This is a genomic window from Lachnoclostridium sp. An14 (assembly GCF_002160755.1).
GTDB lineage: Bacteria > Bacillota > Clostridia > Lachnospirales > Lachnospiraceae > Lachnoclostridium_A.
This window is the reverse complement of sequence record NZ_NFLE01000002.1, coordinates 73,517-96,968: the sequence shown is the minus strand read 5'-3', so window position 1 is coordinate 96,968 and position 23,452 is coordinate 73,517. Positions and strand designations below refer to the sequence as shown.

At 57.8% G+C, this 23,452-nt stretch carries 23 protein-coding genes; 20 read left to right on the top strand and 3 right to left on the bottom strand.

Features of this window, described 5'->3' with window-relative positions:
* Positions 1–233 precede the first annotated feature (233 nt).
* A complete protein-coding gene (gene gpmI, locus B5E84_RS02005) occupies positions 234–1,778 on the top strand; it encodes a 2,3-bisphosphoglycerate-independent phosphoglycerate mutase (RefSeq protein ID WP_087218469.1) in 1,545 nt (514 codons plus the stop codon).
* A gap of 537 nt (positions 1,779–2,315) precedes the next feature.
* Positions 2,316–3,314 (top strand): Gfo/Idh/MocA family protein, encoded by a 999-nt coding sequence (locus tag B5E84_RS02000; RefSeq protein ID WP_087218466.1) that lies wholly within the window; start codon positions 2,316–2,318, stop codon positions 3,312–3,314.
* 9 nt (positions 3,315–3,323) lie between these two features.
* Here B5E84_RS02000 and B5E84_RS01995 read toward each other — a convergent pair whose 3' ends face one another.
* Positions 3,324–3,905, bottom strand: coding sequence for a LysE family transporter (locus B5E84_RS01995; RefSeq protein ID WP_087218463.1), 582 nt, complete (start codon positions 3,903–3,905; stop codon positions 3,324–3,326).
* A gap of 93 nt (positions 3,906–3,998) precedes the next feature.
* On the opposite strand from B5E84_RS01995, the gene B5E84_RS01990 reads away from it, so the two are divergent.
* Positions 3,999–4,553: a helix-turn-helix domain-containing protein gene (locus B5E84_RS01990; RefSeq protein ID WP_087218459.1), complete on the top strand. Its 555-nt coding sequence runs from the start codon at positions 3,999–4,001 to the stop codon at positions 4,551–4,553.
* 202 nt (positions 4,554–4,755) lie between these two features.
* Here B5E84_RS01990 and B5E84_RS01985 read toward each other — a convergent pair whose 3' ends face one another.
* Together B5E84_RS01985 and B5E84_RS01980 are read right to left on the bottom strand one after the other, a co-directional pair.
* Positions 4,756–5,586 (bottom strand): ABC transporter permease, encoded by an 831-nt coding sequence (locus B5E84_RS01985; RefSeq protein WP_087218456.1) that lies wholly within the window; start codon positions 5,584–5,586, stop codon positions 4,756–4,758.
* A complete protein-coding gene (locus tag B5E84_RS01980) occupies positions 5,567–6,343 on the bottom strand; it encodes an ABC transporter ATP-binding protein (RefSeq protein ID WP_087218453.1) in 777 nt (258 codons plus the stop codon). Before B5E84_RS01980 ends, B5E84_RS01985 begins: the two co-directional genes overlap by 20 nt.
* A gap of 543 nt (positions 6,344–6,886) precedes the next feature.
* Between B5E84_RS01980 and B5E84_RS01975 the strand changes: the two genes are divergently transcribed.
* The 17 genes from B5E84_RS01975 (at position 6,887) to B5E84_RS01895 (ending at position 23,372) form a co-directional block, all read left to right on the top strand.
* Positions 6,887–7,795, top strand: a complete 909-nt coding sequence (locus tag B5E84_RS01975) for a phosphate ABC transporter substrate-binding protein (RefSeq protein WP_087218723.1) — start codon at positions 6,887–6,889, stop codon at positions 7,793–7,795.
* A gap of 138 nt (positions 7,796–7,933) precedes the next feature.
* Entirely contained in the window at positions 7,934–8,869 is a 936-nt protein-coding gene (gene pstC / locus B5E84_RS01970) for a phosphate ABC transporter permease subunit PstC (RefSeq protein WP_087218450.1), read from the top strand.
* Positions 8,862–9,764, top strand: a complete 903-nt coding sequence (gene pstA / locus B5E84_RS01965) for a phosphate ABC transporter permease PstA (protein WP_087218446.1) — start codon at positions 8,862–8,864, stop codon at positions 9,762–9,764. The genes pstC and pstA overlap by 8 nt, the downstream gene beginning before the upstream one ends.
* 114 nt (positions 9,765–9,878) lie before the next feature.
* Positions 9,879–10,634, top strand: coding sequence for a phosphate ABC transporter ATP-binding protein PstB (gene pstB, locus B5E84_RS01960; RefSeq protein WP_087218442.1), 756 nt, complete (start codon positions 9,879–9,881; stop codon positions 10,632–10,634).
* 11 nt (positions 10,635–10,645) lie between these two features.
* The gene (phoU, locus tag B5E84_RS01955; RefSeq protein WP_087218718.1) at positions 10,646–11,308 is read left to right on the top strand and encodes a phosphate signaling complex protein PhoU; all 663 of its coding nucleotides are present in this window, start codon (positions 10,646–10,648) and stop codon (positions 11,306–11,308) included.
* 28 nt (positions 11,309–11,336) lie between these two features.
* Positions 11,337–12,011, top strand: coding sequence for a response regulator transcription factor (locus B5E84_RS01950; protein WP_087218439.1), 675 nt, complete (start codon positions 11,337–11,339; stop codon positions 12,009–12,011).
* A complete protein-coding gene (locus tag B5E84_RS01945) occupies positions 12,008–13,363 on the top strand; it encodes a sensor histidine kinase (RefSeq protein WP_087218436.1) in 1,356 nt (451 codons plus the stop codon). The genes B5E84_RS01950 and B5E84_RS01945 overlap by 4 nt, the downstream gene beginning before the upstream one ends.
* A 279-nt stretch (positions 13,364–13,642) precedes the next feature.
* Positions 13,643–14,107 carry a ribosome maturation factor RimP gene (locus tag B5E84_RS01940; protein WP_087218433.1) on the top strand — a complete coding sequence of 155 codons (465 nt, stop codon included), beginning with the start codon at positions 13,643–13,645 and terminating at the stop codon, positions 14,105–14,107.
* Positions 14,108–14,131: 24 nt separating this feature from the next.
* Positions 14,132–15,349 carry a transcription termination factor NusA gene (nusA, locus tag B5E84_RS01935; protein ID WP_087218430.1) on the top strand — a complete coding sequence of 406 codons (1,218 nt, stop codon included), beginning with the start codon at positions 14,132–14,134 and terminating at the stop codon, positions 15,347–15,349.
* Between the two features lie 18 nt (positions 15,350–15,367).
* The gene (gene rnpM, locus B5E84_RS01930; RefSeq protein WP_087218427.1) at positions 15,368–15,643 is read left to right on the top strand and encodes an RNase P modulator RnpM; all 276 of its coding nucleotides are present in this window, start codon (positions 15,368–15,370) and stop codon (positions 15,641–15,643) included.
* Positions 15,630–15,965, top strand: coding sequence for a L7Ae/L30e/S12e/Gadd45 family ribosomal protein (locus B5E84_RS01925; RefSeq protein ID WP_087218424.1), 336 nt, complete (start codon positions 15,630–15,632; stop codon positions 15,963–15,965). The genes rnpM and B5E84_RS01925 overlap by 14 nt, the downstream gene beginning before the upstream one ends.
* The gene (gene infB, locus B5E84_RS01920) at positions 15,952–18,798 is read left to right on the top strand and encodes a translation initiation factor IF-2 (RefSeq protein WP_087218421.1); all 2,847 of its coding nucleotides are present in this window, start codon (positions 15,952–15,954) and stop codon (positions 18,796–18,798) included. Before B5E84_RS01925 ends, infB begins: the two co-directional genes overlap by 14 nt.
* A gap of 97 nt (positions 18,799–18,895) precedes the next feature.
* A complete protein-coding gene (gene rbfA / locus B5E84_RS01915) occupies positions 18,896–19,285 on the top strand; it encodes a 30S ribosome-binding factor RbfA (RefSeq protein ID WP_087218418.1) in 390 nt (129 codons plus the stop codon).
* A 300-nt stretch (positions 19,286–19,585) separates the two neighbouring features.
* Entirely contained in the window at positions 19,586–20,539 is a 954-nt protein-coding gene (locus B5E84_RS01910) for a DHH family phosphoesterase (protein WP_087218415.1), read from the top strand.
* 8 nt (positions 20,540–20,547) lie between these two features.
* Positions 20,548–21,459 carry a tRNA pseudouridine(55) synthase TruB gene (truB, locus tag B5E84_RS01905; protein WP_087218412.1) on the top strand — a complete coding sequence of 304 codons (912 nt, stop codon included), beginning with the start codon at positions 20,548–20,550 and terminating at the stop codon, positions 21,457–21,459.
* Between the two features lies 1 nt (position 21,460).
* Complete coding sequence (locus tag B5E84_RS01900; protein ID WP_087218409.1) at positions 21,461–22,402, top strand: bifunctional riboflavin kinase/FAD synthetase; 942 nt, start codon at positions 21,461–21,463, stop codon at positions 22,400–22,402.
* Between the two features lie 43 nt (positions 22,403–22,445).
* A complete protein-coding gene (locus B5E84_RS01895; RefSeq protein ID WP_087218406.1) occupies positions 22,446–23,372 on the top strand; it encodes a ketopantoate reductase family protein in 927 nt (308 codons plus the stop codon).
* The last annotated feature ends 80 nt before the right edge of the window (positions 23,373–23,452 follow it).

Sequence of the window (23,452 nt, the reverse complement as noted above, 5' to 3'; positions counted from 1 at the left end):
ATCCGCGAAAAAGCGGAAAATAGAAACCAGAACAGGAAGTTCCGGATGGCCTGTGGCCGGAGGAATGTGTTTGCGGCAGGCGTTTCAACGCGTCTGCCGTGATTGCGGAGCGGGGATGGGCGCGGCACGGGAAGTGGTGCCGAGGCAGTCCGGACGGCTCCGGTACCGGCGGCGGGAGCAGGCGGTGTGTCTGCCGGCCGCGGAATGCAGCTACATGGAAGGAGAAATGTATCATGGATAAGAGACCGGTAGTACTGATGATACTGGACGGGTATGGATTAAATGATAATTGTGAGCACAACGCAGTGTGCGAGGCAAAGACTCCGGTGATGACCCAGCTGATGAGCCAGTGCCCCTTTGTGAAGGGAAATGCCAGCGGCATGGCGGTAGGTCTTCCCGATGGACAGATGGGAAACTCTGAGGTGGGCCATCTGAACATGGGAGCCGGAAGAATCGTATACCAGGAGCTGACCAGAATCACCAAGTCCATTCAGGACGGGGATTTCTTTGAGAACGAGGCGTTCCTGGCGGCGGTGAAGAGCTGCAAGGAGAATGGCTCTGCCCTTCACCTTTATGGACTGGTGTCCGACGGCGGCGTACACAGCCACAACACCCACATTTACGGCCTGCTGGAGCTGGCCAAGAGAAACGGCCTGGAGAAGGTGTATGTACACTGTTTCTTAGACGGCCGTGACACTCCACCGGCATCCGGAAAGGATTTCGTGGCAGAGCTGGAGGCGAAGATGGCGGAGATCGGCGTAGGCCAGGTGGCCTCCGTGATGGGACGCTACTACGCCATGGACCGTGACAATCGTTGGGATCGGGTGGAGAAGGCGTACCGCTGCATGACCCTGGGCGAGGGCGGCACGGCGGAGTCCGCCACCGGCGGAATTCAGGCATCCTACGACGACGAGAAGACGGACGAGTTTGTGGTTCCCTTCTGCGTGGTGAAGGACGGAAAGCCGGTAGCTACCATCCAGGACAAGGATTCCATTATTTTCTACAACTTCCGTCCGGACCGGGCAAGAGAGATCACCAGAGCCTTCTGCGACGATGAATTCAGCGGCTTTGCCCGTGACCGCCGGCTGGATGTGACCTATGTCTGCTTTACGGATTACGATGAGACCATTGGAAACAAGCTGGTGGCCTTCCACAAGCAGACCATTACCAATACCTTCGGTGAGTTCCTGGCAGCCAATGGGCTGAAACAGGCGAGAATCGCGGAGACGGAGAAATATGCCCACGTGACCTTCTTCTTCAACGGCGGCGTGGAGGAGCCGAACCCCGGCGAGGACCGCATCCTGGTGAAGTCCCCGAAGGTGGCCACCTACGATCTGCAGCCGGAGATGAGCGCTCCGGAGGTTTGTGAGAAACTGGTGGAGGCGATCAAGTCCGGAAAATACGACGTGATCATCATCAACTTCGCGAACCCGGATATGGTGGGACACACCGGCGTGGAGAATGCGGCCATCAAGGCCATCGAGACCGTGGATGCCTGCGTAGGCAAAACGGTGGACGCCATCAAGGAAGTGAACGGCGTGCTGTTTATCTGCGCGGACCACGGAAACGCGGAGCAGCTGGTGGACTACGGCACCGGCGAGCCCTGGACGGCACACACCACCAACCCGGTGCCGTTCATCCTGGTGAACGCCGACCCGTCTTACAAGCTGAGAGAGGGCGGCTGCCTGGCAGACATTGCGCCCACCCTGATTGAGCTTATGGGTATGGAGCAGCCGAAAGAGATGACAGGAACGTCCCTGCTCATCAAGCGGACATGACCGCTAACGCGGTCATCGCGAATCATGAAAGCCAGATGGCTCCACGCCTACGGCGTTCCCGCCATCTGCCGACGGTATTCGAAATCCGGGCTATCGCCCTCCTTTCTCATACCGTCTTGCCCGTCTGATGCCGATATAGTTGTGCGTGCGAGCACGCACAACTATATCGCCGCCATCCGGGGCTTTCAGAGCAAGCGGACATGACCGCTGACGCGGTCATCACGAATCATGAAAGCCAGATGGCTCCACGCCTACGGCGTTCCCGCCATCTGCCGACGGTATTCGAAATCCGGGCTGCCGCCCTACTTTCTCATACCGTCTTGCCCGTCTGATGCCGATATAGTTGTGCGTGCGAGCACGCACAACTATATCGCCGCCATTCGGGGCTTTCAGCGTAAATAAGAGAGGAAACAGACGGCGGAAAACGCCGGGAAATAGGAGGGAACGCCCCTGGGCCGTTTTGCTCTCCCTCCGGGCAGGAGCCTGGAGGAGAGGGGGCCCAGGGGCGTTTTGACGCAGAAAGAGGGAGGAGACAGGATGACCTTAAAAATCGGTACCATTGGAACAGGGAATATTGTGGAGCACTTTCTGGACGCGGTGGAGAGCTGCGAGGGCGTGGAGCTGGGAATCGTCTATTCCAGAAGCGGGGAAAAGGCGGCGGAATTCGCGGCCAAACGGGGGGCGGCGGGGAGCTGCTGCAGCCTGGAGGAGCTGGTTTCCTCTCCTCTGGCAGACTGTATTTACATCGCCAGCCCCAACTGCTGCCATTTTGAGCAGGCCAGGATGGCGCTGGAGGCGGGAAAGCACGTGATTGTGGAAAAACCGGCGGTGTCGAACCTGGAGGAGTGGAACATCCTGGAGCGGACGGCGGACGAACATGGAGTGTTTTTGGTGGAGGCGGTGCGCCATGCCTATGATCCGGCCATGGAGGCCATCCGGAATGCCCTTCCAAAGCTGGGGACGGTGCGCCGGGCCTCTCTGCGGTACTGCCAGTATTCCTCCCGGTATGACAATTTCCGCCGGGGCATCGTGGAGAACGCCTTTAAGCCGGAGCTTTCCAACGGGGCGCTTATGGACATCGGGGTTTACTGCGTGCGGATGATGGCAGAGCTTTTTGGAGAGCCGGAGGGCCTGATGGCCCACGGACTGTTTTTGGAGAGCGGAGCGGACGGCGCCGGCCTGGTGTTAGGCCTTTATCCGGGGATGGAGGCGGAGCTTTCTTATTCTAAAATTGCCACGGGAAAAATCGGGTGTGAGATCCAGGGTGAGGACGGCACCATGGTGTTTTCCGGTGTCTCCCGGCCGGGAAAGGTGGAAATCTGCTACCGGAGCGGAGAGAGGGAAACGGTGTTTGAGGAGGACAACGGGTGGAACCTGGAGTATGAGATCCTACAGGCGGCCCGCTGGATCGCGGCGGGGGATGTGCAGGCGGCGGATTACCGCCGGGCTCTCGGGATGTCGGCCCTGGAGATGAAGATTCTGGACGAGGCCAGGAGACAGATCGGGATTGTGTTCCCGGCGGATGGGAAACGGTAGGAAACCGGCCTACCGGAACAGGGAGAGGGCGCAGTATACCAGCAGCAGGGCCATGACAGGGTTGGTGATCCTGGCGTATTTGGAAAAGAGCAGCTGAAATACGGAGCCGAAAGCGGCCCAGCACACCGTAAAGGAGAAACCGATCAGGGCCAGCAGCAGGGCGAAAAGGGCCAGAGCTCCCCAGTTTCCCTGATAAAACGGAAGAATATAGGTTTCCATGGAGACGATGCAGTAGATGTAGATCTTGGGATTGATAAACTGGAGGGCCAGACCGGAAAGGAAACCGGCAGGAGCGTGGGTTTCTTCCGTCACGGCAGGGCTTTTCATGGTTTTCCAGGCGAGCCGGAGCATATAGGCCGCGCCAATGACCAGCATGGGAAATTTCAGCCTGGGAATGAGGCTGGTGAGAGCGCCGCAGAAGAAGGCGCAGGCCAGGGAGACAGCGGAAAAGCCCACTCCAATGCCGAGGTTGAAGGGAAAGGCTTTGGAAAAGCCCATTCTGCCGGCGTTGGACAGAGACATAAGGTTGTTGGGGCCGGGAGTGGCAGCTGTGATGACGGCATAAGAGAGAAAGTTTACCCAGGGAAACATATGCGGATACCTCCTTGAAATAAGTAATGATTTGATATAAAATTTCTCTTATATTGTACTATTAATCTAATATAATGTCAACAGAGGGCGCTTATGGATTTGCAGAAAGTAATTGGAAACAACATCAAGGAAATACGGGAGAGACGAAAGCTGACGCTGGACGCCGCCGCCAGGCAGACGGGGGTATCCCGCAGTATGCTGGCGCAGATTGAGAAGGGGGATGTGAACCCGACAATTTCCGTTCTCTGGAAGATTGCCAACGGATATAAGGTGTCCTTTACCTCTCTGGTGGATGACCGGGCCGGCAGTTCCCTGCTGATTCGAGGGGACGAGGTGGAGCCGCTGACGGAGGCGGACGGGAAATACCGCAATTATCCGGCCTTTCCCTTCCGGGATGACCGGCTGTTTGAGACGTACCGCATTGAGATCGGGGCGGGAGGGGAATTGGCGGCCCAGCCCCATATGGCGGGTACGGAGGAGTACCTCACCGTGTTTGCGGGGGAGGTGGAGATCCGGGCCGGGGAGGAAGTGTTTTGCCTGGCGGCGGGGGATTCCCTGCGGTTTCGGGCGGACCAGGACCACTCCTATAAAAATACAGGGGAGACGGTGGCCTGGATCAGTATGCTGATTTATTACGGAAAAGAATAGGGACAAAGGGGTTCGGCCCGCCGTCCGGTCTGCTAGGCAGACGCGGATGGCGGGCCGTTTGCTTCTGTTATAGGAAACTGCGCCCCTACGACATAAACGCCTCCGGCGGGGGACACACTCCGCGCAAAAGACAATGGTTGCGCCGCAGGAGAGGGCGTTTCCCCATTCCTGCGGCCGCGTCCAGACGCGCCCATACTCCTGTTTACCGGCTGGGGCTGACCCGTTTCTCCAGAAGTGAAATCCCTTTATAAAACAGGGCGGAGATCACGCAGAGGATGGCGATGGAGAGGACGACTTCGTCCATGGCAAAGGTCTGCTGGCCGTAGATGATCAGGTAGCCTAAGCCGGCGCGGGCGGCCAGGAATTCGCCGATGATGACGCCCACCAGGCAGAGGCCGATGCTCACCTTCATGCTGCTGATGATCACGGGGACGGAGGCGGGAAGAAGGATTTTCACCAGGACGTCCTTCTTTCCTCCGCCCAGGGAGCGGATCAGGCGGATCAGCTCCCGGTCCGTCTGGGTAAAGCTGGTGTACAGGGTCATGACGGAGCCGAATACGGCCACGGACACGGCGGCCACCACGATGGTCCGCAGGTTTGCCCCCAGCCAGACGATGAGGAGGGGGGCCAGGGCGGACTTTGGCAGGCTGTTGAGCATGACCAGGTAGGGCTCCAGCACCTGGGAAATGCTGCGGCTGCTCCATAGGAGGACGGCCAGAAGGAGGCTGAGGACCACCACCAGGAAAAAGCTCAGAGCCGTCTCATATAATGTCACCCCGATGTGATGGAGGATGGCCCCGTTTTCCGCCATGGAGAGGAAACAGAGGACAACCCGGGACGGGGAGCTGAAGATAAAGTCGTCGATGGCCCCCGTCTCCGCGCCCAGCTCCCACAGGGCCAGAAGGAGGATAAAGAGCATGGTCCGCAGGACGGAGACCCGTTTGCGGTGAAACCGTTCCCTGGCCAGGTAGGCGGCCTGGGCGGGGGAGAGGGAGGAGGTGGTGAGCCGCCCCTCAGGAGTTATGTTTGTCATCAGATTTCAGCTCCTTCCACACAAGATTGAAATAAGAAGAAAATTCCGGCATATTCCGCCGGTGGATGGGGCGGGTTTCGCCGGAGAAGGATAGGGGGATCTCTGCCTTCAGGCGCCCTGGGCGGGAGGAGAGGACCAGGACGCGGTCCGCCGCGCTGATGGCCTCTGACAGGTCGTGGGTGACCAGGATGGCCGTCTTTTTGCTGGCCCGGAGGATGGAGCTGATGTCGTCGCAGACGGAAAGCCTGGTCTGGTAGTCCAGGGCGGAAAAGGGTTCGTCTAACAGGAGAAGATCCGGTTTCAGGGCCAGGGTGCGGATCAGGGCCGCCCGCTGGCGCATCCCGCCGGACAGTTCCGAGGGGCGGGAGTTTACGAAATCGCCCAGGCCGTAGGTTTCCAGCATGGAAAGCAGCTCTTTTTTGGCCTCCGGGGTGAGACGGCGCTGGATTTCCAGCCCCAGGGAGACGTTTGAGAGGACGGAGCGCCATTCTAACAGGCAGTCCCGCTGAAACATATAGCCGATGCGGCTGTGATCCTGGGAGACGGGAAGGCCGTTTAGCAGGACAGTGCCCTCCTCCGGCTCCGCCAGTCCGCAGAGCAGGGTGAGGAGGGTGGATTTTCCGCAGCCGGACGGGCCGACCACGGCGATGAATTCTCCATTTTCAACGGTAAAGGATATATGGGAAAGGGCCTTTGTTTCCCCCTCCATGGTATGGTAGGAGAAACTGACCCCGGAAACGTCAAGAAACGGTGTCATAAGGTACCTCCTTGCTGTGGATATTGCTCCGGGATACTTTATGATATGTGGGACAGGGCGGGTTGGTGTGGACAAAAAAGGAAACCGTTCAGCCGCGCCACTCAGAATTTGATGGATTTTACAAAAAAATGCCCTCCGGCGGCTGCGTGTTTCTAAGGGATAATCAAGGTTGAGCTTAGACACCAGCCGTACAGGCCCGCGAAAAGGGGCCCGCACTCCTCCCGGAACCGGCGGACAAAACCATTGTAGCACATTTTACTCAGATTTAACAGAATTGTGATAACAGATTTTACGTTTCTTTTTTATACTTAGACCCATAAGCGGGAAACAACATAAAAAGTGAACATCCCGCCGGAGGTTTTGGATCATAGGAGACACAGATTTCCATGACACAAAACGGACATGGCCGCTAACGCGGTCATCAAAAATTATGAAAGCCTGTCTGATGCTGATATATCTGTGCGCGTGAGCGCGTACATCTACATCGTCGCCATCCGGGGCTTTCACAGTAAAACGCGATCAATCAAAGGAGAGAAAACAATTATGAAAAAAGCAGGATTTGTGTTACTGGCAGGAATGATGGCATTTGGTATGGCTGCTTGCGGACAGAGTGAGACGGAGACCACCGCGGCTACCACGGCAGCGGCGACGGAGAGCGCAGCCGCGGACGAGGAGAGCGCGGAGGAGACCACCGCGGCAGAGGCTGGCGCGGAGCTGAGCGGCTCCATCACCATGGCGGGCTCCACCTCCATGGAAAAGCTGGCAAACGCTGTGGCGGAGACCTTTATGGAGCTCCATCCGGATGTGAAGGTGCAGGCAGAGTTCACCGGTTCTTCCGCCGGCGTTGAGGCCGTGTTAAGCGGACAGAGCGACATCGGAAACTCCTCCAGAAACTTAACGGATGATGAGAAATCCAAAGGCGCTGTGGAGAACATCGTGGCCATCGACGGAATCGCCGTAGTGACCGACACCAACAACTCCGTGGCAGACTTGACCAAGGAGCAGCTGGTTCAGATCTACACCGGCCAGGTGACCAACTGGAGCGACCTTGGCGGCGAGAGCCTTCCCATCGTGGTGGTAGGCAGAGAGGCCGGATCCGGTACCAGAGGAGCCTTTGAGGAGATCCTGGAGATCGAGGATCAGTGCCAGTACGCCAACGAGCTGGATTCCACCGGAGCGGTGATGGCCAGAGTGGCGTCCACTCCCGGAGCCATCGGATACGTTTCCCTGGACGTGCTGGACGACACTGTAAAGGCATTCACCCTGGAGGGCGTGGAGGCCAACGAGGCCAACATCAAGGATGGCAGCTACTTCTTAAGCCGTCCCTTCGTAATGGCTACCAACGGCGAGATCAGCGAGCAGAGCGAGCTGGTGCAGGGACTGTTTGACTACATCTACTCTGCTGAGGGCCAGGAGTTAGTAAAGAGCGTAGGCCTGATCACTGTAGAGTAAAGCCCGGTACAGGCAGGAGAGACAACGGGGGCGTGGCGTGTCATGCTCCCGTTTTATCTGCCGTAGCGGTCTGTCCGCCTGGGACGGACAGCAGGCAGCAAACGGCAGCGGGGCTGCCGCAGAGAGAGGAAGAAAGGCATGAATAATAAGGTCATTTCAATTATCGGAAACAGCAGGAACCGGTCGGCTGCGGAGAAAGGGGCGGAGTTCATTTTCACCGCCTGCGGCCTGCTGGCAGTGCTGGCGGTGGTTTCCATCACCGGATACATGATCATAAGCGGCGCTCCGGCCCTGATGCAGGTGGGTATCGCGGATATTCTGTTCGGCACTGTGTGGAAACCGGCGTCGGATCCCGCGTCCTTCGGCATTTTGTACGTTATTCTGACTTCCGTGGCCGGTACGCTGATGGCCATTGTGATCGGAGTTCCCATCGGCCTGTTTACGGCTATTTTCCTGGCGGAGGTGGCCCCGCCGAAACTGGCGGCGGCGGTGCGTCCGGCGGTAGAGCTTTTGGCTGGTATCCCGTCGGTGATTTACGGGCTTTTGGGGGTGCTGATCTTAAATCCCCTGATGTATAAGCTGGAGATTAAGATTTTTGAGGGTTCCGCCACCCACCAGTATTCCGGCGGCGCGAACTTAATTTCCGCGGTGCTGGTGCTGGCCCTGATGATTCTGCCCACAGTGGTGAACATCAGCGAGTCGGCCCTGCGGTCGGTGCCCGCTCACTTAAAGAGCGCGTCCCTGGCCCTGGGAGCCACCCACATCCAGACCATTTTCCGGGTCATCGTCCCGGCGGCAAAATCCGGCATTATGGCGGCCATCGTGCTGGGCTGCGGCAGAGCCATCGGCGAGGCCATGGCCATCACCCTGGTATCCGGCAGCTCGGTGAACATTCCGCTGCCCTTCAACTCCGTCCGTTTCCTGACCACAGCCATTGTGGCGGAGATGTCCTACGCGGAGGGACTGCACCGTCAGGTGCTGTTTACCATTGGACTGGTGCTGTTTGTGTTTATCATGGCCATCAACGTGGGCCTGACCCGTTTGTTTAAGAAAGGAGAGGCAAAAAATGACTGATGACCTGATTGGAGGTGCCTGCCCCCGGGTGGGGAGGGAGACCAGCATTTACAATAAAAAGGTCCGGATTTCCGACCAGATTTTAAAGGGACTGATCTATCTGGCGGCGGCCATCGCCATCGCCATTCTGGCGGGGATCATGGTTTACGTGTTCGTCCGCGGGATTCCCCAGGTGAGCTGGGAGTTTTTATCCACGGTGCAGAGTTCCATCAAAGGGACCTTCGGCATCCTGGGAAACATTGTCAACACCCTTTACATCATCGTCATCACCCTGATGATCGCCGTGCCTGTGGGCGTGGGTTCCGCCATTTACTTAAACGAGTACGCTAAACCGGGACGGCTGGTGCGAAGCATTGAGTTTACCACGGAGATCCTCTCCGGCATCCCGTCCATTATCTTTGGACTGTTTGGAATGGTGGTGTTTGGAAAGGTGCTTGGCTTAAGCTATTCCGTGCTCACCGGTTCCTTTACCCTGACGCTGATGGTGCTGCCCCTGATCACCAGAAACACCCAGGAGGCCCTTCGCACCGTTCCGGACAGCTACCGCTCCGGCGCTCTGGGAATCGGGGCCACCAAGTGGTATATGATCCGCACCATCCTGCTGCCCAGCGCGGCCCCCGGCATCCTCACCGGCATCATTCTTTCCGTGGGGCGTATCGTGGGAGAGTCCGCCGCCCTGCTCTTTACGGCAGGCAGTGATTTCAGGCTGCCCAGGAATCTGTTTTCCAAGCTGTTTGAGTCCAGTGGAACGCTGACCATCCAGCTCTACCTGTCCATGCAGAAGGCGAAATACGACCAGGCCTTCGGGATCGCGGTGGTGCTGCTTGTCATCGTGCTGGGGATTAACCTGCTGGCCCGTTTCGTGACGAAAAAATTCGGCACGGCGAAACAGTGACTGGGAGACGGGATCACACAGATAAGATGTTGGGGTCAAAAATCCTCTTGCAGGCAAGCTTGCATCGGATTTCTGACCTTTTGACCCTGGTATCACAGATAAAGGAGAATTTTCATGGATGTAAAAATTTCCACCAGGAATTTAAACTTATACTACGGCGCCAACCACGCGCTGAAAAACATTGATCTGGACCTTTACGCCAACAAGATCACCGCGTTTATCGGCCCGTCCGGATGCGGAAAATCCACGTATTTAAAGACCTTAAACAGGATGAACGATTTGGTACCGAACGTAAAGATCGAGGGAACGGTGCTGCTGGACGGAGAGGACATTTACGATCCGAAGGTGGATACCACCCTTTTGAGAAAGAAGATCGGCATGGTGTTCCAGCAGCCGAATCCCTTTCCCATGAGCATTTACGACAACGTGGCCTACGGGCCGAGAATCCACGGCATGAAGAACAAGGCCCAGTTGGATGAGATCGTGGAGCGCTCCCTGCGGGGAGCCGCCCTCTGGGACGAGGTGCACGACCGCCTGAAAAAGTCGGCTCTCGGCCTTTCCGGAGGCCAGCAGCAGAGGCTGTGTATCGCCAGGGCTCTGGCGGTGGAGCCGGAGGTGATCCTCATGGATGAGCCCACCTCCGCCCTGGATCCCATTTCTACCTTAAAGATTGAGGATCTGATGGACAGCTTAAAGGAGAAATACACGGTAATCATCGTGACCCACAATATGCAGCAGGCCACCAGAATCGCGGACTACACCGCCTTCTTCCTGGTGGGAGAGGTGATCGAGTACGGGGAGACGGAGGAGCTGTTCTCCCATCCGAAGAAAAAACAGACAGAGGACTATGTGACCGGACGGTTCGGTTGATGGAGGGAGCCATGACATTGAGGATTTCATTTGAACAGGAGCTGGAGAATTTAAACGACGCGCTCACAGATATGGGAACGAAGGTGGAGCGGGTGATCGAGAGGACGTTTGAGGCCTTCCGGAACAACGACAGGGAGGCCCTTCAGAAAATCATCCGCGGCGACGGGGAAGTGGACCGGATGGAAAAGGAGATCGAGTCCCAGTGCCTGTCCCTGATGCTCCGCCAGCAGCCGGTGGCGAGGGATCTGCGCCACATTTCCATGGCCCTCAAGGTGGTGACGGACCTGGAGCGGATCGGGGATCACGCCGTGGACATCGCGGAGCTGGCCCTGCGTCTGGATCAGAAGGACGCGGAGGCCATGGTGGGGTATCTGCCGGAGATGGTGGAAAATGTGAAAACCATGCTGCGGGAGTCCATTGACGCCTTTGTGAAAAAGGACGTGGAGCTGGCCCATTCCATGGAGAGCCGGGATGACATCATCGACGGCCTCTTTAACCGGGTGAAGCAGGAGGTAGCCAGAATGCTGAAGGAGGACGCCACGGAGTCCGACAAGGTGGTAGACCTGCTGATGATCGCCAAATACCTGGAGCGGATCGGCGACCACGCCGTCAACGTGTGTGAGTGGACGGAATTTTTCGATACGGGGCTGGTCAAAAACGTGAGGATTTTGTAAAATAGGGCTAGGCTGAAAGGACGAAGCTATGATTTACATCGTGGAGGATGACAGCAGCATCCGGGAGCTGGTGGCGTATACCCTCACCAGCCAGGGGATGGAGGCGGAGGGCTTTGAGCGCCCGTCCGCCTTTTTTAAAGCGTTGGAAAAACGGACGCCGGAGCTGGTGCTTTTGGACATTATGCTGCCGGAGACGGACGGCCTCTCTGTGCTGAAAAAACTGAAAGGGACGCCGGGGCTTTCCAGGCTGCCGGTGATCATGCTCACGGCCAGAGGGAGCGAGTACGACACCGTGCTGGGCTTAGACAGCGGGGCGGACGACTACATCCCCAAGCCCTTCGGCATGATGGAGCTGTTGGCCAGAATCCGGGCAGTCATGCGCCGCACCGCGGAGAAAAAGGGCGAGATCTACCAATGCGGGAGCATCCAGGTGTACCCGGAGAGCCGCCGGGTGACGGTGGACGGGGAGACCGTCGTCCTCACGTCCAAGGAATTTGAGCTGCTCCTGGCCCTTGTGAGCCAGCCGGACCGGGTCTGTACCAGGAGTCAGCTCCTAAGCTCCGTCTGGGGATACCTGGCGGACGGGGAAAGCCGGACGGTGGACGTCCACGTAAAGACTCTGCGGCAAAAGCTGGGGAGCGCCGGGCAGCTCATTGAGACCGTCCGGGGAATGGGCTATAAAATAGGAGGAACAGAGAAGTGACAAAACGGATATTCCGCTCGATCCTTTGTGTGAGCGTGGCCGTGCTGGCGGCCATTCTGATCATCACCCTGGGGGTGGTTTACGGATACGTAAATGTGCAGCAGAGGAGCGAGCTGAGGGACGAGGCCGTGTACCTGGCTCCCGGCGTGGAGGCGGACGGGGCGGAGTATTTAAGAAAACTGGAGCAGACGGAAAAGAGGATCACCCTGGTGGATCCGGACGGAACGGTGCTCTATGACAACCAGGCGGATCCTTCCGTCATGGAAAATCATGGGAACCGGGAGGAGATCCGGGAGGCCCTTGCCACGGGCGAGGGGGAGGCGTCCAGACGGTCCCACTCCCTGGAGGAGCCCACCCTCTACTACGCTAAGAGGCTGGAAAGCGGCCAGGTGCTGCGGCTGGCCGGGAGCGAATACCACGTGTTCACCGTCTTTGCCAACCTTCTCTATCCCATGTGCGCCGTGAGCCTTTTCATGGTGCTGATGGCGGCGTTTTTCGCCATGCGGGCCTCGGGAAAGATCGTGGAGCCCATCAACCGCCTGGACCTGGAGGAGGTGAAGGAGGGGGATGTGTACGAGGAAATCGCCCCCCTGATCCGGAAAATCACCCACCAGAAGGAGACCATCGTCAAGCAGGTGCTGGAGGCCCAGAAACAGCAGCGGGAATTTGAGGACATGAAGGAGCGGCTGCGGCGGGAATTTACCGCCAATGTATCCCACGAGTTAAAAACCCCTCTGACCTCCATTTCCGGCTTTGCCGAGATCATCCAGAACGGCATCGTAAAGCCGGAGGACATCCCGGGTTTTGCGGGAAAGATCTTTGAGGAGTCCCAGCGCCTGATTGTGCTGGTAAACGACATCATTAAAATTTCCCAGCTGGACGAGGGGGGAATCCCCTACGACAAGGAGGAGATCGACCTCTATGAGATGGCGGAGGAGGTGCTTGGCCGGCTGGAGGAGCCGGCGAGGAAAAAGCACCTGAACCTCCAGCTTTTGGGAGAACACGTAAAGATCGGCGGGGTGCGGATGATCCTGGACGAGGTGATCTACAACCTGTGCGACAACGCGGTAAAGTACAATCGGGAAAACGGCACGGTGATCGTCCGGGTGAAACGGGACCGGAAGGGGACCCAGCTGGTGGTGGCGGACACCGGCATCGGCATCGCGAAGGAGCACCAGGGCCGCGTGTTTGAACGGTTCTACCGGGTGGATAAGAGCCACTCCAAATCCATCGGCGGTACGGGACTGGGGCTTTCCATCGTCAAGCACGGGGCCGCGTTTCTGGGAGCGGCGGTGGAGCTGGACAGCCGTCCCGACGAGGGCACGGTGGTCACCCTGACCTGGAAAAGCTGATAGAAAGCGGATAAAAGGCCGATAAAAGCTGACAAAACTGGAAAAAAACCTTGCATTTCCCGTATGGGAGTGCTATACTGGGTATGATAACTTAGACTGACAGTAGAGAGTGGGTAAACGCCCACTCTTTTGTTTGCGTAAAGCAGAGAGCCAGGCTCCGCGTCCCCGCGGGCCTTTGGCGGCTGCCGCGGAGGCGGGATGGAGACGAATCTGTCCCGGAGGCACAGGGGATTTTGTGCGGCCGCGGTTTTACGCGCAGGTTCGGAGGGTGGTGGAGAGATGACGAGACGAGAGAGCTATGAGGAGCGGGTGGAACGGTTCCTGCAGCCGATTATGGAGGAACATCAATTTGAGCTGGTGGACGTGGAATGGGTAAAGGAGGCCGGCACCTGGTATCTGCGGGCTTACGTGGATAAGGAAGGCGGCTTTTCCGTGGACGACTGCGAGACGGTGAGCAGACGGCTCAGCGACTGGCTGGACAAAGAGGACTTCATTGCGGAGAGCTACATCCTGGAGGTGAGCTCGCCGGGGCTCGGGAGGCCCTTAAAGAAGGAAAAGGACTTTGCCCGCAGCATCGGCAAGGACGTGGACGTAAAGCTGTACCGGGCCAGGGATAAGAGAAAGGACTTTACCGGAACGCTGAAGGCATACGATAAAGATACAGTCACCATAGAGGAAGACGGGACTGAGCTGGTGTTTGAGCGCGGCGAAATCGCGCTGATCCGGCTGGCATTCGATTTCTAAGAGGAAATAGGAGGATGAAGAACAATGAATAAGGAACTGTTGGAAGCATTGGAGCAGGTGGAAAAAGAGAAGAACATCAGCAAGGAAACTCTGCTCGAAGCCATTGAGAACTCCCTGCTGACAGCGTGCAAGAACCACTTTGGCAAGGCGGACAACGTAAAGGTGAATATCAACCCGTCCACCGGCGATTTCTCTGTGTACGCCGAGAAAGAGGTTGTGGAGCAGTTAGACCCGGAGGAGGGCGATCCCATGCTGCAGATCAGCCTGGCGGAGGCGAAGATGATGGATCCCAAGTATGATCTGGGCGACATCGTTCACGTGCCGATCAAGTCCAAGGAGTTCGGCCGCATCGCCACTCAGAATGCCAAGAACGTCATCCTTCAGAAGATCCGCGAGGAGGAGAGAAAAGTCCTCTATAAGGAATACTACAGCATGGAGAAGGAGGTCATGACCGGCACCGTGACCCGTTTCCTGGGCCGCAATATCAGCATCAACCTGGGCCGCGTGGACGCCATTTTAAACGAGTCCGAGCAGGTTAAGGGAGAGGTCTTAAACCCCACGGACCGTGTGAAGGTCTACATCCTGGAGGTAAAGGATACGCCGAAGGGACCGAGGATTTCCGTTTCCAGAACCCATCCGGATCTGGTAAAACGGCTGTTTGAGGAGGAAGTCGCCGAGGTAAAGGACGGCACGGTGGAGATCAAGGCCATCGCCAGAGAGGCCGGCTCCAGAACAAAGATCGCCGTTGCCTCCAACGATGCCAATGTGGATCCCGTAGGCGCCTGCGTCGGGTTAAACGGAGCCAGAGTGGGCAGTATTGTAAATGAGCTGGGCGGCGAGAAGATCGACATCATCAACTGGGATGAGAACCCGGCCTACCTGATCGAGAACGCCCTTTCCCCGGCGAAGGTCATCTGCGTGGTGGCTGACGAGGAGGAGAAGGAGGCCCAGGTCATCGTTCCCGACTATCAGCTTTCCCTTGCCATCGGCAAGGAGGGCCAGAACGCCAGACTGGCGGCCAGACTCACCGGCTACAAGATCGACATTAAGAGCGAGACGCAGGCCAGAGAGATGGGACTTTTTGACGAGCTGGGCTTAGACGACAGAGAGGAAGGCGGCTACGAGGAGTACCAGGATATGGATTCCTATGACGAGGACGCTTACGGGGAGGATTCCTACGAGGAGGATCCCGACGGCGCCTACGACAGCTACCGGGACGAGGACGATTATCAGGATCAGTAAGATGGAAAGGGAAATCGAGTGAGTGTAAAGAAGATTCCGCTCAGACAGTGTATCGGCTGTGGAGAGATGAAGGATAAGAGAGAAATGCTCCGTGTTCTGCGGACGACGGAGGGAGAGATCGTGCTGGACGCCACCGGCAAGAAAAATGGGCGGGGAGCTTATCTCTGCCGCTCCATGGATTGTTTCCGGAAGGCGAAAAAGAGCCGCGGCCTGGACCGTTCCTTTAAGATGGCGGTTCCGGCGGAGGTGTATGACCGGCTGGAAAAGGAGATGGAAGAATTTGGACGGCAATAGAAAGCTGTTGAATCTGATCGGACTGGCCACGAAGGCCGGAAAGACCGCCAGCGGCGAATTTTCCACAGAGAAGGCTGTAAAGACGGGGAAGGCTGGCGTCGTCATCGTGTCGGCGGAGGCGTCGGACAACACGAAAAAGATGTTTGCCAATATGTGCGCTTACTACAACGTCCCGATCTATTATTTCGGCGGAAAGGAAGAGCTTGGCCACGCGATGGGAAAGCAGTTTCGCGCATCCCTCGCGGTTACGGACGAAGGGCTCTCGAAGGCGATAATGAAACTGATGACTGCAAACGGAGGTAGTGAGTATGAGAGTGATTGACCTGGCCAAGGAAGTGGGAAAAAGCAGCAAGGAAGTACTTGACATATTACAAAAGAATCATGCGGAGGTGAGGAGCAACTTGTCAAACGTGACGGATGAACAGGTTTCGCTGGTGAAAAAATCCTTAAACGGAGGAGAGAAACCGGCAGACGGAGGAAAAGAGGAAAAAAAGGCAGATGCGCCTAAGAAAAAGATCGCGGCGGTGTTCCGCCCGCAGAATTCCCAGCAGAGGAGCAGCAAGCCGGCCCGTCCCCAGGGACAGCAGGCCAGAGGCGAGGGCGCTCAGGGCGGAGAGAGAACGGGCCGTGACGGCCGCGGCGGATTCAACCGGGATAACCGTGACGGAGGAAACCGTGACGGCAGAGACGGAAACCGCGAGAACCGCAGCTTTAACCGCGACGGAGGAAACCGCGACGGCAGAGACGGAAACCGTGAGAACCGCGGCTTTAACCGTGACGGCGGCAGCCGCGACGGCCGCGGCGGGTTTAACCGGGATAACCGTGACGGAGGAAACCGCGACAGCAGAGACGGAAACCGCGAGAACCGCGGCTTTAACCGCGACGGAGGCAGCCGTGATGGAGGAAACCGCGGCGGATTTAACCGTGACGGAGGAAATCGCGACGGAGGAAACCGCGGTGGCTTTAACCGCGACGGAGGAAATCGCGATGGAGGAAACCGCGGCGGGTTTAACCGCGACGGAGGCAATCGTGATGGAGGAAACCGCGGCGGCTTTAACCGCGACGGCGGCAATCGTGATGGAGGAAACCGCGGCGGGTTTAACCGCGACGGAGGCAATCGTGATGGAGGAAACCGCGGCGGATTCAACCGCGACGGCGGCAACCGCCAGGGCGGCGGAAACAGAACCGGCGGCTTTGGAGGAGGCAGAAAGGACAGCGGCAAGAGCGGCGGCTCCTTCGACACCCCCATCCAGGCAAAGCCCCAGAGCAACCGCCAGAACAAAAACAACCATAAAAATGATAAATTTGACAAGCGGGATCGGGACGAGGAGATGCCGATCAAGGGCGGAAAGGGCAACAAGCACCCCTTCCAGAAACCGGCGGAGAAACCGGTAGAGGAGACGGTAAAGTCCATCGTGATCCCGGAGACCCTGACCATCAAGGAGCTGGCGGAGAAGATGAAACTTCAGCCGTCCGCCATTGTAAAGAAACTGTTCCTTCAGGGCAAGATCGTAACCTTAAACCAGGAGATTGATTATGAGCAGGCGGAGGAAATCGCCTTAGAGTACGACGTGCTCTGCGAGAAAGAGGAGAAGGTGGATGTGATTGCCGAGCTCCTGAAAGAGGATGAGGAGCCGGAGGACGGCATGGTTCCCAGACCTCCTGTGGTATGTGTCATGGGCCATGTAGACCACGGTAAGACCTCCCTGTTAGACGCCATCCGCCAGACCAACGTGACGGCGAAGGAGGCCGGCGGCATCACCCAGCACATCGGCGCTTACGTGGTGGAGATCAACGGCCAGCGGATCACCTTCTTGGATACGCCGGGCCATGAGGCCTTCACCGCCATGCGTATGAGAGGCGCCCAGTCCACAGATATTGCCATCCTGGTAGTGGCCGCGGACGACGGCGTAATGCCCCAGACCATCGAGGCCATCAACCACGCGAAGGCCGCTGGCGTAGAGATCATCGTCGCCATCAACAAGGTCGATAAGCCCAGCGCCAACATCGACCGGGTAAAACAGGAGCTGTCTGAGTACGAGCTGATTCCGGAGGATTGGGGCGGCACCACCATCTGCGTGCCCGTTTCCGCCCACACCAAGGAGGGCATCCCGGAGCTGCTGGAAATGATCCTGCTCACCGCTGAGGTGAAGGAGTTAAAGGCCAACCCGAACCGCAAGGCGAGAGGTCTGGTCATCGAGGCCGAGCTTGACAAGGGCAAAGGCCCGGTTGCCACGGTGCTGGTACAGAAAGGTACGCTCCACGTAGGCGACAACATCGCCGTAGGCCCCTGCCACGGCAAGGTCCGCGCCATGATGGACGATAAGGGCCGCAGAGTGAAAGAGGCGGGCCCGTCCACTCCGGTGGAGATCCTGGGCTTAAACGACGTGCCGGGAGCCGGAGAGATCTTTATGGCCATGGACAGCGACAAGGAGGCCAGAAGTTTCGCCGAGACCTTCATCTCCGAGGGCAAGAACAAGCTCATCGAGGAGACGAAGATGAAACTGTCCCTGGACGATCTGTTCAGCCAGATCAAGGCCGGAAACGTGAAGGAGCTGCCGCTCATCATCAAGGCCGACGTACAGGGATCCGTAGAGGCAGTAAAACAGAGCCTTGTAAAGCTTTCCAACGAGGAAGTGATGGTAAAGGTGATCCACGGAGGCGTAGGCGCCATCAACGAGTCCGACGTTTCCCTGGCATCTGCCTCCAACGCCATCATCATCGGCTTTAACGTCCGCCCGGACGCTACGGCGAAGTCCATCGCCGACCGGGAGAAGGTGGATGTGCGCCTGTACCGGGTAATTTATCAGGCCATCGAGGACGTAGAGGCGGCCATGAAGGGAATGTTAGACCCCGTATTCGAGGAGAAGGTCATCGGCCACGCCATTGTCCGCCAGACCTTCAAGGCGTCCGGCGTGGGCACCATCGCCGGCTGCTACGTCATGGACGGAAAGTTCCAGAGAAACTGTTCCTGCCGCATCACCAGAGACGGCGAGCAGATCTTCGACGGCGCCCTGGCATCCTTAAAGCGGTTTAAGGACGACGTGAAGGAAGTTGCCACCGGCTACGAGTGCGGTCTTGTGTTTGAAAAATTCAATGACATCCAGGAGGACGACATGGTGGAGGCATACACCATGGTGGAGGTTCCCCGCTAGGAGCTTCCCGCGCCGGGATCCGCTGCCGGGCTTTGTAGGGCCTGACGGAAACGGGCGGCGGTTTCCGGCTCTCCCGGATGGGAGAGGAAGATAGACGATGCGTAAAAACAGTATTAAGAATACAAGGATCAATATGGAGGTTCAGAGAGAGCTGTCGGAGATCATCCGCACGGAAATCAAGGACCCCAGGATCCACCCCATGACCACGGTGGTAGCCGTGGATGTGACGCCGGATTTAAAGTACTGCAAGGCATATGTGAGCGTGCTGGGGGATGAGGAGGCCGCCAAGGCCACCCTCCAGGGCTTAAAGAGCGCCGTGGGATACGTGCGCCGGGAGCTGGCCCGCCGGGTCAACCTGCGCAACACCCCGGAGATCACATTTGTGCTGGACCAGTCCATCGAGTATGGCGTCCATATGTCCCATCTCATTGACGAGGTGACGAAGGACTTAAAAGCAGAGGACGGAGAAGACAGCCTGGAAGAATAGGACAGGAGCCGGCCGCCCATGATCAAGCACCAAACGGTGAGCGAGCTCCCCGCCTGGTGCTTGTGTTTTGTGTCCTGGTAGGAAATCGCGTTTCCCAGGACACAAAAGCCTCCGGCGGGATGCGCACGCTGTTTAACAGGGAACTGCATTTCCCGTTAAACAAAAATGCTCCGCAAGGATGCGCACTCCGCGCAGAGGGGGATGGCTGCTGGCGCAGCCGCGCTCCGGCGCGAGTGTGCGCCAAGCGCACACTTTTTCCGGGCCTGTCCGCCGGAGAATATGGAAGAAAGGGGAACCTATATGAGTCTGCTGCATACAGCATTAGAGAACAAAAAGACAGCGGTGGTATTGGGGCATATGAATCCCGATGGGGATTGTGTAGGCTCCTGCCTGGCCGTTTACAACTATCTGAAGGACTGTTTCCCCCAGGTGGAGGTGACGGTTTATCTGGATCAGCCTGCGGAGAAGTACGCCTATTTAAACGGCTTTTATGAGATCCGCACGGAAATGCCGGAAAACCCGGAGGCAGATCTGTGCATCTGCCTGGACAGCGGGGACAGAGACCGGCTGGGAGATTTTCTGGGATTTTTAGATCAGGCGGGAGAGAGCCTCTGTGTGGATCACCATATCACCAATACGGGCTACGGAGACAAAAATGTAGTGGACGCGGACGCCAGCTCCACCTGTGAGGTGCTCTACGACCTGATGGAGGAGGAGGGCATTTCTAAGGAGACGGCGGAGTGCCTTTACACCGGCATTATCCACGACACCGGCGTATTCCAGTACTCCAACACCTCCATAAAGACCATGGAGATCGCCGGAAAGCTCATGGCGAAGGGAGTGGATTTCTCCACCATCATCTCCGACAGCTTTTACCGGAAGACGTACGTGCAGAAGCAGATCCTGGGCCGTGCTCTTTTAGAGAGCATCCTGTTCTGCGACGGAAAGTGCATTTTCAGCGTGCTGCGCAAAAAGGATATGGAGTTTTACGGCGTGACCAGCAAGGATATGGGAGGGATCGTGGAACAGCTTCGCACCACCGACGGGGTGGAGTGCGCCATTTTCCTCTATGAGAAGACGCCCCAGGAGTTTAAGGTGAGCCTGCGCTCCAACAAGCAGGTGGACGTGAGCCGGGTGGCCTCCTATTTCGGCGGCGGCGGCCACGTGCGGGCAGCCGGCTGCACCATGAACGGCAGCATCCACGACGTGGTGAACAACTTATCAAAACAGATCGTAAAACAGCTTGGAGAGTAGGCCGGGATATGTACGACGGAGTGATCAATGTATATAAGGAAAAAGGCTTTACCTCCCACGATGTGGTGGCAAAGCTGAGAGGCATACTGAGACAGAAGAAAATCGGCCACACCGGCACCCTGGATCCCGACGCCGTGGGCGTTCTCCCCGTGTGCCTGGGAAAGGGGACGAAGCTGTGCGACGTGCTCACCGACCGGACGAAGGCCTACCGGGCCGTCCTCCTTTTGGGGCAGGTTACGGACACTCAGGACGCCGGGGGAGCGGTGATTTCCCGCTGCGAGCCGGAGCGCCTTTTGGCCCTTTCAGAGGACGAGGTGCGGGCGGCGGTCATGGGCTTTGTGGGGCCTTATGACCAGATTCCCCCCATGTATTCCGCCCTGAAGGTGAACGGGCAGAAACTCTGCGACCTGGCCCGCGCCGGGAAAACGGTGGAGCGGAAGGCACGGCCGGTGGAAATCCTTTCCATTGAGATCGAGGAAATCTGCCTGCCCCGCCTGGTGATGACGGTGGAGTGCTCCAAGGGCACCTACATCCGCACCCTCTGCCATGACATCGGGGAAAAGCTGGGAGTGGGAGGCTGCATGGAGGAGCTGACCAGGATCCGTTCCGGGAACTTTTCCATCGAAAACGCCCTGACCCTGTCAGAGATCGAGGAGCTGCGGGACGCAGGCACTCTAGGAGAGCGCATTGTGGCGGTGGAGGAGCTGTTTCCCGACTATCCCAAGGTGTATATGAGGGAGGAGCACGACCGCCTGGTGCAAAACGGCAACCAGTTCTATCCGGATCAGTCCACCCTGGGGGAGGAACGGCCGGAGGCGGTGCGGGTTTACGACAGCAAAGGACATTTTATCGGCACCTACGGCTACCGCAGGGAGCGGAGATGGTATCAGCCGATCAAGATATTTTCCGGGGGACAGTGAGATGGAATACCTGAAGGGACTGAAGAAATTTCATATCGCAGAGCCGACGGTGGTCACCATCGGCAAGTTTGACGGACGGCACAGAGGGCATCAGAAACTGTTGGGGGAGATGATGCGCCTGAAGGCGGAGCGGGGCTTAAAAACCGCGGTATTCACCTTCAGCCGCGCCCCTGGCGGCGTGGTGTCCGGGGAGAGGCGCACGGTGATCACCACCAATGAGGAGCGGCGCCGCAACCTGGAGGAGGCCGGAGTGGACTATCTGATCGAGTATCCCTTTACGGAGCGGGTGGCCCATATGTCCCCGGAGGATTTTGTCCGCAAGGTGCTGGTGGGAGAGATGAACGCCAGGGCGGTGGTAGCCGGCACGGACTGCGGGTTCGGCTATAAACGGGCCGGGGACGCGGCGTTGCTGAAGCGGATGGCCGCGGAGTGCGGTTTCGAGGCAGTGATCATCGAGAAGGCCCAGGAGGGCCACCGGGACATCAGCAGCACCTATATCCGGGAGGAACTGGACAAGGGGAACGTGGCGAAGGCCTGGGAGCTTTTGGGCACGCCCTACTCCATCCACGGCACGGTGGTCCACGGAAACCACATCGGCGGCACCGTCCTTGGCTTTCCCACGGCCAACATCCTTCCGCCGCCGGAGAAACATCTGCCTTTGTTTGGCGTCTACGTTTCCCAGGTGAAGGTGGACGGCCAGATCTACGGCGGCGTCACCAACGTGGGGAGAAAGCCCACAGTGGACGGCGTCTCCCCGGTGGGGGTGGAGACGTACCTGTTCGGGCTGAACGAGGATCTGTACGGAAAGCCCATCGAGGTGCGTTTCCTGGATTTCATCCGCCCGGAGCGGAAATTCGCCAGCTTTGAGGAGCTGCGGGAACAGATTGAACGGGATAAGGAGACAAGCCTGGAATGGCTGGAGAGAAGAAAGAAGAAAGCCTGAGCGACGGTCTCAGGCTTTCTCTATAATAAAGGAGGACACACATATGACCATAAAAACCACAGCCCTCATCGGCTTAGGCGCCATGGGCGCGTTTTTTGCTCCCCGCATGGAGGCAAACCTTGGGAGAGACCATTTCACCGTGATCGCGGGAGGAGCGAGACGGGAGCGCCTGGAGCGGGACGGCGTCCGCATCAACGGTGTTCATCACCATTTCCCTATCACGCCGCCGGAGGAGGGGACGCCCAAGGATTTGATTATCGTGGCGGTGAAGGACACCGGCCTGGCGTCTGCCATCCGGGACATCGAAAAGTTTGTGGGGCCGGACACCCTGATTCTTTCCGTGCTGAACGGGGTGGACAGCGAGGAAAAGCTGGCGGCGGCCTACGGCTGGGAGCATATGCTCTATTCTTATATGAAGATTCCCGTGGAGCTGAAAAACGGTTCCTACGATTTTGACCCCGACGGCGGGTATATCTGTTTCGGAGAGAGGGAAAATAAGACTCTGACGGAGCGGGTGCAGGCAGTGAAAGCCATGTTTGAGCGCTGCGGCATCCCCTACCGCATCCAGGAGGATATGGTTTTGGGAATCTGGCAGAAATTTATGAGCAACATCGGGGAAAATATGACCAGCGCCCTCTTAGGCGTCCCCTTCAAGGCCTTCCAGACCAGCCTTCACGTGAACGCCATGAAGAACATGGCCAAAAAAGAGGTACAGGCTGTGGCGGCAGGGCTGGGCATCCAGCTCACCGACGAGATGATCGCCGAGCAGGACCGCCGTCCCATCACCGCTCCCATGGGCCGCACCTCCACCCTCCAGGACCTGGACGCCGGAAAAAAGACGGAAATTGATATGTTTTCCGGCACGGTGGTACGCCTGGGACGGGAGCTTGGCATCCCCACGCCGGTGAACGAGCTGCTCTACCACGCCATCAAAGCCCTGGAGGAAAAGAACGAGGGAAAATTTTTGTAAATCCCTTGACAAATGGTACTAAAAGGAATATATTATCTAATGTAAATGTTAGCACTCGACATTTAAGAGTGCTAATAAGA